Below are 12066 nucleotides of genomic sequence, written 5' to 3'. Positions count from 1 at the left end.
GAGGCTCTTTTTTGTTCAAACCTCAAATTTCTTCATTACAGGAATGCTCTTATCGTCGTGTTATTTAATTATTATGTTCACTTTTCATTCATAACTTCTACAAATTGCTTGAGAAATTCATTAATCTCTTCTGTCGTGGTTGTAAGCGGCGGTAATATCCGTAAAACATGCTCGCCTGCGGATAATGCAAGTACATTTTTCTCCCTAAGAGCAGTAATGTACGTTCCCGCTCCTTTTTCCATTTCAAGGCCTATAAGTAGGCCTTTTCCTTTTACTTGTTTAATTTCCGGATATATTTCTTTCAACTCATTTAACTTGCTGAAGAAATATTCACTTAACATTTGCACATGCTCAGATATTTTATCTGTTAGCATCGTCTTTACCGTCGCATAACCCGCCGTAGCTGCAAGTGGATTTCCACCAAAGGTACTGCCATGCGTTCCTGGTGTGAACGTTGCTGCCACTTTGTCCTTCGCCAGCACTGCACCGATCGGAAAACCAGAACCAAGCCCTTTCGCTAGCGTAATGACATCCGGCTCAATCCCAAATTGTTCGTAAGCAAAGAGTGTGCCGGTTCTTCCCATTCCCGTCTGAATTTCATCCAGCATGAGTAGAATATCGTTTTCCTTACAGATTGCTGCAAGTTCTGTCACCCAAGCCTGCTGAACGGGATTCACTCCACCTTCTCCTTGGACAAGTTCAAGGAGAACAGCAGTTGTTCTGCCATTATGAATTTCTTGCAGTGCTTCTATATCATTATAGGGCAAGTAACGGAAACCTGGCGCAATCGGTGTAAAGCCCTTATGAATCTTTTCCTGCGCCGTTGCTGCAAGTGTCGTCCCTGTTCTTCCATGAAAAGATTGTTTGAAGGTGACAATTTCCGTCCGTTCTACATTCCCCTGATCTTTCGCATACTTCTTCGCTAATTTGATCGCTGCTTCATTCGCTTCTGCTCCACTATTAGAGAAAAATGCAGCGTCAAAAATACTATTCTCTGTTAAGATGGTTGCGAGCTTTTCTTGAATCGGAATATGATAGAGATTCGATACATGCCACAATGTATCCAGTTGTTCCTGTAACGCTGCTTGCACTTGAGCTGGAACATGACCGAGGTTACATGTGGCGATACCTGAAGTATAGTCCAAATATTTCTCTCCTGAATCACTCCAGACGTAGCTTCCCTTCCCTTTTACAATCGTTAATGGAAAGCGCCCGTACGTATTCATTACGGCAGACTTTGTTGTTTTGCTTAATGTATTAGACATGCTGGACCTCCCCGATCACAATCTTAGTCCCGACACGTTTCCCTGCAATATAGGATTTTAAATCTTCAGGTGTCAGTCCGTTTAAAATTACGGATTCTTTCACACCGCCGTTAAGTGCCTTTAGAGCGGAATATACTTTCGGAATCATGCCGCCATATATGATTCCCGCTGAAATTTTTGCTTCAATTTCCTTTTTCGTCAGTTGTCGGAGTAATACCTTTTCTCCTTGAATCTCTTCCAATACTCCTGGAATATCACTGATTAAAGCAAGCTTAGCCTGTAAACTTTCTGCTACTGCCGCTGCTGCCGTGTCCCCGTTAATATTGTAATGCTGACCCGATTCATGAATACCGATCGGAGAAACAACCGGGATTCCACCATTTTCAATAATTAACTTGAGCCAATCTTCATTTACTTCTTTCACTTCTCCGACATAGCCTAGCTTCCCTGAAGAATCCTTTGGTATCACTTTTAATAGTGCAGCATCCACTCCACTTAAACCAATTCCCGTACCACCGCTTTGTTGGAGCTTCGATACGATTTGTTTATTCACACTTCCACTTAAAATATGTTCAACTACTTCGAGCACTTCTTTCGTCGTCACTCGCAAGCCATTTACAAATTCACTTTTTACATTCATTTTTGTCAGTGCCTGATTAATTTCCGGTCCCCCACCATGCACGATAACCGGATGGATTTTTCCGCTTCTTTTTAATTGAACAACTGTTTCAAAAAAAGCTGTCGGAAGTTTCTTCAAAATACTGCCGCCAACTTTTAAAACAATAATCTCCATTTTATTTTCTCACCTCACGTTCGATAGGAAGCATTGATTTTCACATAGTCATAGGTTAAGTCACAACCCCATGCCGTTGCTTCCCCCGCCCCATTTTGTAAATCAACATGAATCGTTACCATTTCTTGCTGTAAATATTCTGTTCCCGCTTCTTCATCAAAGTCGATTGGTAAACCATTTTCTACAACTTGTAAATCTCCAAGAGCAATGGAAACTTTATCGACTTCAATCGGCTGTTCACTATAACCGACGGCACAGACAATCCGTCCCCAGTTCGGGTCTGATCCGTAAACAGCAGCTTTTACTAAATTCGAGGAAATGATTGCTTTAGCAATTTCCCCTGCCGCTTTGTCTGTTCCGGCACCTTTCACTTGCACTTCGATAAGTTTCGTTGCCCCTTCCCCGTCTTTTGCAATCTGCTTCGCTAAATCTTGACTAACATATTGCAATCCATTAAGAAATAGATCCCAGTCCGGATGAGATTCATTTAATGTTTGGTTTTTCTGTAATCCATTTGCAAGGACTAGGACCATATCATTTGTACTGCAGTCCCCGTCAACGGTAATCATATTAAAAGATTTATCTGTCACCTGGCGTAAACCTGCCTCAAGGCTTGACCGCTCCACGGCAGCATCGGTTGTAATAAAGGAAAGCATCGTTGCCATATTTGGCGCAATCATCCCAGAACCTTTTGCTGCTCCCGAAATTGTGACCAGCTTCCCGTCAATTTCAACTTCGACTGCTGCGTATTTTGTTACCGTATCTGTCGTCAAAATTGCGGACTCAAACCGTTCTGCACCTTGGTTCTCCGCTTCATCCATCCAATTGATCCCTTTGTATAGCTTTTCCATAGGAAGTTGCACACCGATGATTCCGGTCGAAGCAACTGCAACGTGATCTACTTCGACCCCCTTTTTCTCGGCAACTAACTTTTGGGTTTCTAATGCATTCTTCTCTCCTTGTGGCCCTGTGACCGCATTCGCGTTTGCAGAGTTTACAACAAGAGTCTGAATTTTTCCGGTTTTATCTAAGCTATTTTTTGTCACTTGCAACGGAGCAGCTTTAAATGCGTTTAATGTATAAACGCCCGCCGCTGTCGCTGGTACTTCGGAATGAATCCAGCCGAAATCAAGCTTTGTTTTCCGGAGGCCGGTATGGACGCCCCCCGCCTGAAATCCTTTAGGTGTCGTTACTTTGCCATTTTCCAATATTTTTATTTGTTTTTCCTTTACTGAAGTCATTTGTAAAATCCTCCTATGGATACATTGGAACGGCAGCGAGACCAAGGTCTTCTTCCCAGCCGTTCATGAGATTCGTATTTTGAATTGCCTGACCGGCTGCACCTTTCACTAGGTTATCAATCGCCGCAGCAATGATTAATTGATCACTTCTTTTGTCCACCCAAATGCCGATATCACAGAAATTACTTCCCTGCACCGCTTTTGTTGCCGGGAACTCGCCTTCATTCAAGACGCGGATGAATTTATCTTCTTTATAATACGTTTCATATAGTTCGATTACTTCTTTTGTCGTTATGTCTTGATTTAATTCAGCATAAATCGTGCAAATCAATCCCCGTGTCATAGGGATAAGATGAGTTGTAAGAATCGTAGTTACTTGCTCATCAATTGTTTTTGACAAATATTGTTCGACTTCAGGTATATGCTGATGCCTGCCAATTTTATATGGTAATACATTATCATTCGCTTCCGGAAAATGAGTCGTACCTGTAGGTGTCCGGCCTGCTCCGGATATACCCGTTTTCCCGTCAATTACAATTCCTTTTGGGCTAATGAGCTCTTTTTCGAGTGCTGGTATCGTCCCGAGTAATGCAGATGTTGGGAAACAGCCCGGATTGGAAATGATTTTCGCGGATTGAACTTCTTCTTTATAAATTTCCGTTAAACCGTAAACAGCTTGATTAATCGTTTCCTGTGGTGCCGCTTCTTTCCCGTACCATTCCTTATAAACATCCCGTGAAGATAACCGTAAATCTCCGGATAAATCGACAATTTGCAAGTCGAGATCTTGTAAATCGGGTACGATTGTCTTTGCAACGCCTGCTGGAGTCGCGATAAAGACAATATCTACTTCAGCTTCTAAACTCTTAATATCCAAATCTACCATTTTAATTTCATGTAGTTTCTCCAAATGCGGGTAAATTGATGAAAGGACTTCACCACTTTGGGAATGGCTAATTGCCTTTGTCACTTCTAGTTTGGGGTGGTTATGTAACAATCTGATTAATTCAATCGCCCCGTACCCCGTTCCACCTATGATTGCCGCTTTCCTCAATTTGAACAACTCGCTTTCTAAAAATTAATTATTCATCATTATACACACTTATGCATAAATATGCAACGGCGTTTATAAAAATAAATAATTAATTTTTATAAATTTTACCTACCCTCCTTTATCTCAGTGGATGATTCGCTATGAAAATCGAATTGGGAGATATTAACTCACATCTCTTCTCGATAATTATGTAAAGTAATTGCTTTATGATCTCGTTAGCGCACACTTCTTGTTCAAATCGGAAAACAAATCGTTTTATTCTCCTATTAGTCCACTCACGTCACTGTAATGGAAAAAGAACAGGTTTTATTAACCCATCAGAATACTCAACCCGATGAATTGGGATAACAAACAACTCTTATTTTCCAATTAGTACGCTCATCTTGTTCGATTGGGAAAAGAACCGAGCTTTATTCTCCCATTAACCCGTCTCCCTCGTACGAATTGGAAAACAAACGGACTTTATTCTCCCATTAGTCCATCTCTCTCCTACGAATTGGAAAACAAACGGACTTTATTCTCCCATCAGTCCATCTCTCTCGAACCAATTGGAAAGCAAACAGGCTTTCCCCCCATTCGCTCGTCTCGTTTGCCTCTACAGAGCAGTTCAAACAAAAGTTGTACTCTCGGTCAATGAAGATTATTACCAGTTAATTAAAAAACTGGAACATAACTATTCTACTATGGATAAAATAGCTATGTTCCAGTCCTATATTTAAACTTGTCTATCAATAAAGATGTTTATCAAAAAAGCTGTTCATGGCTTCAAGGTAACCTTCGCGGTCGAGGACGATGGATTCGCCGTGGTTTGCTCCGGGTACGATCAGCATCTCTGTATCTGTTTTCGTATGTTCAACAAGTGTTTTCGTCATTTCGGTTGGAACGAAGGTGTCTTTTCCACCGTGAATGTAAAGGATCGGTACCTGAGCTTTTTCAACCTGATCAAGTGCAGATGCTTCTTTCAATGAATAACCTGCTTGAAAATCCGTTACCATTCCCATTGTTGGAAGGATCGGGAAGCTTGGTAGATTAAACATACGATCCAACTGATAATCAAATAAATCATAGACACTAGAATACGGACTGTCCGCTACGGCAAGCTTCACATTATCTGGCAGTTCTTCTCCAAGCGTCATTAAAACCGTTGCCGCCCCCATCGATACACCGTGAAGTATTATTTCTGTATCTTCACCGAGTTCAGCAATAATCCGATCAATCCAAGCGACATAATCAAGCCTGTCATGCCAACCGAAACCATAATAATCTCCTTCGCTCAAACCATGCCCACGGCTATCTGCGGTAAACATATTAAACCCAAGCTCTTCATAATAATATTGTCCAAATAAAGCCATATCCTGAGCGCGCCCAAGATAACCATGCGCGAAGACAACCGTCTTATTTGTCGGTTCTTCTGCTTCTAAAAAATAACCTTGAAGTGTAAGTCCATCGAACGACTCCATTTGCCAATATTCAAAGTCCCGGGTATCGGCCCACGAACGCCAATCCCCTTTCGTAAATACATCCATCGCCTCAGCAGAAACTTCCAAATCTGCGTTTCCAGTCAAGAATTCCTTTGTTCCCCGTTCAATCGCCAATTTATAAAAGAAGACTCCAGCTCCAACATCCAATATCACTAGAATGACAAGTAAGATTCCGACAACTTTCAACCAACACTTCTTTCTCTTCAAACTCTTGCTCCTCTCGATTTCTATTAATCTATTATATTAGAAAAAGAAGGTATCCGCCACACCTCCTGGGCAAATACCTTCCATTTATCGTTGAATGTTTTAAAAGTGTTCAAATACATGTTTAAATATGTATTTTTTCCATTAAATGAATGCCAACTCCCATGAATATGACTCCCATTAAAATAAGAATGCTAACCGGCATCAGAATCTCTTCGAACGGGAGATTATATAACACAAGATTATTCAATGCCTCCATTCCATACGTGAGTGGGTTCAATTTTGCTAGAGCAAGTAGTATGTCCGATTGAACAATCTCAAGCGGCCAGAATGCTCCACCAATCATCGCCATACTAACAGATAAAATTGGAAGAACTGCATTAAATTGCTGAATGTTTTTTACAAGTGCCGTGACGAATATACCAAGCGAGACGATCGTAAACGTATAAGCGAGCATAATGAGCAATATTCCTGCGAACCCCCCTTGAAAATCAACCCCGACCAAATAATGGAACACGGAAAAAATAATAATGATCTGAAGATACCCTTCAAAGAAACTGTACACTAGATTCGCGAGATAGATTTCCCATTTTTTCAATGGGGATAAAATCATTCGGTCCCAAATTCCCTCTTTTTTCTCGATAAGAATCGGGAGCACATTATAGCCGATTGTATAAATGACGAAAAATAAAGTAAAACCGAATATCGCATGCAGTCCCTCGTCAAATTGAGAGGAGTCTGCATTTCGGAAATTATCATTCGTGATCTCGAAAATAGGTTGATCCATCGACTCATGATACGCAGTTAAAATTGCTTCCTCTTCAGCCGCTGTCTCACTTTGGAATAATTCCAGTACTTGATTTTCCCGGATCTTTTCCGTATAGATGTTAGCAATCGTCTGTTCTATCAACTGGACATTCGGTGTTTCAACTCGGATGAACATTTCATAACCGGTTTCCTCAATGATAATTCCTGCTTCTGCTTCACCGAGACGGACAATTTCTTTCAGATCCGTTTCTTCCTGCCATTTGAAATGGTAAACTTCATTTTCTTCAAGTGCCTTGCCAATGCTGCCCGTCCGGACTTCTTCTGCACCAGCGACAGGGACTGTAATTTTATCTTCATTTCCTTCTGTATATCCAATAATTAATGTAAAACCAATCGACATCACTGTAAATAAGACAAATACCCATGGTTTACGAATAAACGTAGTAAATTTTGCTAGAAGAATCCCTCTCATGATGCAGCACCCCTTTTCGGATAGCTGATGACTCCAATGATAATCGCTCCAATTGCAAAGCATGCAATAAATACAAGATGGTCTATATTGTCAGCGATGGTCTCTCCGCGGAGAATACTAAGATAAGCAGACATCGCTGCTCCATTCGGTGTGTAATCGCCCAGTTTTTGCAAGAAAGATCCGGTACCGGACGGAAAGAAACTACCACCGAGAAAGGCGAAAATCGTGACGACAACACCTGAGAAAAAGCTAATAATCTGTTCTGAATTACTCCGAAAACTAATTGCCGTTAGAAGAACAGCCAATCCGCCAACTGCCAGTGTAAAGAAACACGTGACAATAAGAAAATCAGGCAAATTCGGCCAAATTACATCAAATGCAAAATATGCGAAAATGTATACGAATAGCGCTTGGATCCATGCAAAAATCAAAGCATTAAGCAAAATCCCAATGAAATAAACCCATCTAGAGAAATCTGCAATAATCATCCGGTTAAAAATATGCGATTGTCTCTCTCGAAACGCATATTGCGCAATCGTCGTTGCCATAAATAATACATTCATGACAATCATTCCAATCGTATAATATGCCTTCGCTGACACGGGTTCATGTAGACTGGCAGATGAAACTTCTTGCTTGGATTCAGTTCCCATTTTTTGTAACTGTTGTGGGTCGATTCCGTTATTTCCTAGGAATGTTCCAAGGGTGTATTCTTCCTGGTACATCGTTACAATTTGCTGGATGATATTACCGGCAATTTCCGAACCAGCTTTATAATGAATAATTACTTCCGGATTCATTTCCCCATCAAGTAAAATATTCTCTAATACATCAGCTGAAAAGTTTTTTGGAAACTCGATAATCGTCGCGTAGGAATCATCTGCCTTTATCGCATCCAATTCCCGAGCATAAGCTTCTTCCACGATAATCATGTCATTTAGTTCCTCACTATGAAGCACTTCTTTAAACGTTTCAATTGGAGCGAGGGACTCTGCTATTGCGGCAATCTCTGTAATGACTTCATCTGGTAAATCACCACTTCCCAGTTCCGTTACAAAATTTTCTACTTGAAGTGCTTCATCTTCATGCTCGATGAGCGCAAGTTTAAAGGTAAGATCAACTTCTCCACCATCGATTAGATTTCCTAAAGCATTTCCTAAAATTGTAATGAGGATAATCGGCAAGCCAATCAATAATAATATTTCTACTGGATTACGCAGGAACTGAAGGAATTGCTTTTTTATCATTTGAAATATCACGCTCTTACCTCCTAATCCCTTAAAGCTCTGCCGGTTAAATGAAGGAATACATCTTCAAGCGTAACCTGTTTCACATCAACGGCTCGTAATTGGACATTTGCTTCTTCGGCGAGATGGGCTAATTTCGAAAATATATTTACATCCTTTGAAACAACGAGCACAATCTCATTACCATCCACTTTCATTTGATGAATTTGTGGATTTTCTCGTAGATTCGTGATAAATCTTTCATTCCAATGATCCGCTTTTAAGGAGATCGTATTTTCCGAAGCAAGGATTTGCTTAATCTCATCTTTCGTCCCAGAAGCAATCAGATTACCCTTATCCATAATATAAATTCGATCACATAAGTATTCGACTTCTTCCATATAATGACTCGTGTAAAGTACTGTCATCTGTCGATCCTTGTTCAATCTTTTCACCGTTTGCAAAATGTAGTTCCTGGATTGAGGATCAATACCGACAGTTGGTTCATCCATAATGAGAATCTCCGGATCATGTAGCATCGCAACCCCGATGTTAAGGCGTCTTTTCATTCCGCCGGAAAAAGTTTTGACGATATCTTTCCGCCGATCAGTTAGACCGATTTGTTCAAGAACTTCACTGATTTTATTCTTCAACGTCTTACCTTTTAATCGGTAAATCCTCCCAAAGAACTTCATATTTTCTTCTGCTGACAGATCTTCATAGAGCGCAATTTCCTGTGGAACAATCCCAACGATTTGCCGTAAACTTTTCGGATTTTTAATCATGCTTTTATTTTCAAACTTCACATCCCCACTCGTCGGTTCAAGCAGCGAGGAAAGAATCGAGATTGCGGTTGATTTTCCAGCTCCATTTGGACCTAACAAGCCAACAATTTCTCCCTTTTCGATATACATATTCATGTTTTTAACGGCTTTCGTCTGTTTATACTTCTTCGTTATATCAATCAGTTCAAGCATGTATCCACCTCCTGTTACCAGTGTAAGATGAATGGTTTAGAATTGAAACTAACCGGAGTCACTTTATCACTATGACCTCCGTCACTTTTTTAAAAAGAAACTGTTGATTCCTTTCATTCAGCGTAAGTGTTTTGTACATTCCTTAATTGGGCGTTCCAATCGCCGTTCAGTTGCCCGGCGGACGGATGCTTTCCACGGGCACGGCCTTAGCCTCGACGCACAGGACGTGCTAATGCAGACGTTGCCACAGGACGTGGCGGTCTTAGTCTGCCTCGGAAGAAGTTCGCTTCCTGCGGGGTCTTCGGACTCGTGCTTTTCCCGTTGGAGTCACAGTCCATCGGGCAACTGAACTGGTAGAGAGCGTTATTTTTGCGGAAAATATCCCACCATAATAAGCGTTCTAATTCAGAAATAATAAATAGTGTTCCAAATTTGGCCTTTCCACGGAGCAGTCCAGAAGTAAGTTGCACACACTTACGCTAAATGAAAGCGAAGGGTACTTGGTAAGAATGATTTGCTTTCATAATTCTAGGTGCATAAATTGAGTTATCATTATGGAAAAACAAAAAACACCACTTTCTACCGTTGAAAGTGATGTTTTATTTCAATTTCCTTTACTATATTTCGGTGCGAAGAACAAGGCAATACCAAACAGAACAAGCTGACTGATTAAGAGCATGATTCCGCCTTGCATCTGTTCTTCTGTCGGGTTGAATGGCAAAAGAGCAGCAGCAAACTCTGGCGGCAATTCCCTTATATTTGGCATACAGACAGCGAGGGACTGCATGAACAGTTCAACATCTGTATAAACAAGATAGAGACTCCCATCAGTTAAAAGCAAGACCAGGCTATATGGCACAAAAAAGAGGATAGTTAGTATTGTAAAGGTGCGTTTCTTCTTCGCGTTTAAAAATTTAGATGATACGATCGGCATCCATAAGAGAATTCCAGCTATAAGCAATGAAAGCATAAAAAAATAATTAATATATAAATCCAATCGCGCAAAATTAAATACACTTGCAATATGATAGCTATAAAAAAGAATGAAAAAGGTAAGGAATCCAACAACCGGTTTCGTTAAAAATCCGAAAATCTTATCAAATATTTGAATTCTCCGTGCTCGTTCGAATATCTCTGTTTTAAATCCAATAACAATTAGCGGCGGTGCAACAAGCAATAATAATACAAGTTGTAAAATATGATAGCTAAATTTAATCCTCGCAATTACGTTGATCGGACTACCTAGTGCTGCGAATACAGCCAGCATACCGAGTACGAATGTGACCTGTTTCCAAATTGGATACTGTTTATCCTGAGGCAGAAGTAAAAAGTAAACAATAAAAATAAAGCCGATATAAATAAGTATTCCGCCATTCCAGAGCGTGGAGTAATGAAATTCATCCAGAATAATTTCTAGCATAGATTCACCTTCCCTTGTGAATTCATGCATACAGTATAGCGCATTTTTCTATATTCTTACTCCCGAACTTCTTACAAACTCATGACAACTCGTTATGAAATTTCATGTTTCACCGCATAGATTGCAAGCTGTGTACGATCACGTAAACCAACCTTTTGAAGGACTGTCGTAATATAATTTTTCACGGTACCGACAGATAAATAAAGTTCATCCGCTATTTCCTTATTTGTCTTCCCCTCCCCAACAAGCTTTGTAATGAGCAACTCCCTTTCCGTAAACTTAACACCAATAGATGGCTTTTCTCTCCGCTCAAGCAATCGGGGCAATACTTTTGCCGCTACTTCATCATGAAGGGTCAATCCACCTTTCATCGCACTGTAAACAGCTTCAATCAATTTTTCCGGAGCTGCCGTCTTCAATAGAAATGCACTTGCACCTTCCTTTAGCGCCTCGTATGCATACGCTTCATCGTTAAACGTTGTGAGCATTAGAATCTTTATATCGGGGAATTCTTTGCGGATAGTTCGAGTTGCCTCAATTCCATTCATCACCGGCATCCGGATATCCATCATAATAAGATCGATTACCTTCTTGCGGACAATATCAATCGCATCTTTTCCATTCGTCGCCTCTTCGGTAACGATTATTTGCTCATCCTGCTCTAAAATCATCTTTAATCCTTGACGAACGATTCTTTGGTCCTCTACTAATAATACCCGCCACTTCATATGCTCTCTCCTTTCGTTAGCTTACCAGATACGATAAAAAGGTCGTCCGCCTGATACACCTTAAGGCTACCATTTATTTCTTCCACTCGTTCTCGCATATTTTTAAGACCAAACCCAATCGTAAATGGTTTCCTCCCTTGAATCGGATTGGTGATTTCAAATAAAATATCACCGGTTGCAGTTCTGCTTAACATGATATGAGCATTTTTCTTTTCACTATGACGCATAATATTTGTCAGGGCTTCTTGGATAACTCGGTAGAGCACGACACTCATTTCGTTTGTAATCGGTGCGGATAACACTCCTTGATTCAGCGTAAATTGAACGAGTAAATGACTTTCTGCTTCCAGTTTGCGAATCAAGTGGATAACCGTCGCAATCCCTTCACTCTCCTCCCTCTATATACTTCAATTATCTTCAAAATGCTCCTGTTTTCT

Annotated in this window: 11 protein-coding genes; all 11 read right to left on the bottom strand. The window is 40.6% G+C overall.

The window, feature by feature from the left end:
• Positions 1-77 precede the first annotated feature (77 nt).
• The 11 genes from argD to IEX94_RS18600 all read right to left on the bottom strand — a co-directional run bounded on the left by argD (position 78) and on the right by IEX94_RS18600 (position 11991).
• On the bottom strand, positions 78-1265 hold the full coding sequence (gene argD, locus IEX94_RS18650) for an acetylornithine transaminase (RefSeq protein ID WP_188859658.1): 1188 nt from the start codon (positions 1263-1265) through the stop codon (positions 78-80).
• On the bottom strand, positions 1258-2058 hold the full coding sequence (argB, locus tag IEX94_RS18645; protein WP_156854707.1) for an acetylglutamate kinase: 801 nt from the start codon (positions 2056-2058) through the stop codon (positions 1258-1260). The genes argD and argB overlap by 8 nt, the downstream gene beginning before the upstream one ends.
• A 14-nt stretch (positions 2059-2072) precedes the next feature.
• On the bottom strand, positions 2073-3299 hold the full coding sequence (argJ, locus tag IEX94_RS18640; protein ID WP_188859656.1) for a bifunctional glutamate N-acetyltransferase/amino-acid acetyltransferase ArgJ: 1227 nt from the start codon (positions 3297-3299) through the stop codon (positions 2073-2075).
• Between the two features lie 13 nt (positions 3300-3312).
• A complete protein-coding gene (argC, locus tag IEX94_RS18635) occupies positions 3313-4353 on the bottom strand; it encodes an N-acetyl-gamma-glutamyl-phosphate reductase (RefSeq protein ID WP_188859654.1) in 1041 nt (346 codons plus the stop codon).
• A gap of 728 nt (positions 4354-5081) precedes the next feature.
• Positions 5082-6041: an alpha/beta hydrolase gene (locus tag IEX94_RS18630; protein ID WP_188859653.1), complete on the bottom strand. Its 960-nt coding sequence runs from the start codon at positions 6039-6041 to the stop codon at positions 5082-5084.
• Positions 6042-6162: 121 nt separating this feature from the next.
• Entirely contained in the window at positions 6163-7278 is a 1116-nt protein-coding gene (locus tag IEX94_RS18625; protein WP_188859651.1) for an ABC transporter permease, read from the bottom strand.
• Entirely contained in the window at positions 7275-8537 is a 1263-nt protein-coding gene (locus tag IEX94_RS18620) for an ABC transporter permease (protein ID WP_188859649.1), read from the bottom strand. Before IEX94_RS18620 ends, IEX94_RS18625 begins: the two co-directional genes overlap by 4 nt.
• Before the next feature lie 11 nt (positions 8538-8548).
• Positions 8549-9481 (bottom strand): ABC transporter ATP-binding protein, encoded by a 933-nt coding sequence (locus IEX94_RS18615; RefSeq protein WP_188859646.1) that lies wholly within the window; start codon positions 9479-9481, stop codon positions 8549-8551.
• Positions 9482-10085: 604 nt separating this feature from the next.
• A complete protein-coding gene (locus IEX94_RS18610) occupies positions 10086-10901 on the bottom strand; it encodes a cytochrome c oxidase assembly protein (protein ID WP_188859644.1) in 816 nt (271 codons plus the stop codon).
• A gap of 92 nt (positions 10902-10993) precedes the next feature.
• The gene (locus tag IEX94_RS18605) at positions 10994-11629 is read right to left on the bottom strand and encodes a response regulator transcription factor (protein ID WP_188859643.1); all 636 of its coding nucleotides are present in this window, start codon (positions 11627-11629) and stop codon (positions 10994-10996) included.
• A complete protein-coding gene (locus IEX94_RS18600; protein ID WP_188859641.1) occupies positions 11626-11991 on the bottom strand; it encodes a sensor histidine kinase in 366 nt (121 codons plus the stop codon). Before IEX94_RS18600 ends, IEX94_RS18605 begins: the two co-directional genes overlap by 4 nt.
• Between the last annotated feature and the right edge of the window lie 75 nt (positions 11992-12066).

It is taken from the genome of Oceanobacillus indicireducens, from assembly GCF_014647195.1.
Lineage (GTDB): Bacteria > Bacillota > Bacilli > Bacillales > Amphibacillaceae > Oceanobacillus > Oceanobacillus indicireducens.
Note: the sequence above shows the minus strand (reverse complement) of the source record. Positions and strands in the feature narration are given on the sequence as shown.

Excerpts from the sequence above, each read along its gene's own strand:
- IEX94_RS18605 (WP_188859643.1), bottom strand. The coding sequence starts at position 11,629 with ATGAAGTGGCGGGTATTATTAGTAGAGGACCAAAGAATCGTTCGTCAA.
- IEX94_RS18615 (WP_188859646.1), bottom strand. The coding sequence starts at position 9,481 with ATGCTTGAACTGATTGATATAACGAAGAAGTATAAACAGACGAAAGCC.
- argB (WP_156854707.1), bottom strand. The coding sequence starts at position 2,058 with ATGGAGATTATTGTTTTAAAAGTTGGCGGCAGTATTTTGAAGAAACTT.
- IEX94_RS18610 (WP_188859644.1), bottom strand. The coding sequence starts at position 10,901 with ATGCTAGAAATTATTCTGGATGAATTTCATTACTCCACGCTCTGGAAT.
- IEX94_RS18625 (WP_188859651.1), bottom strand. The coding sequence starts at position 7,278 with ATGAGAGGGATTCTTCTAGCAAAATTTACTACGTTTATTCGTAAACCA.
- argD (WP_188859658.1), bottom strand. The coding sequence starts at position 1,265 with ATGTCTAATACATTAAGCAAAACAACAAAGTCTGCCGTAATGAATACG.
- argJ (WP_188859656.1), bottom strand. The coding sequence starts at position 3,299 with ATGACTTCAGTAAAGGAAAAACAAATAAAAATATTGGAAAATGGCAAA.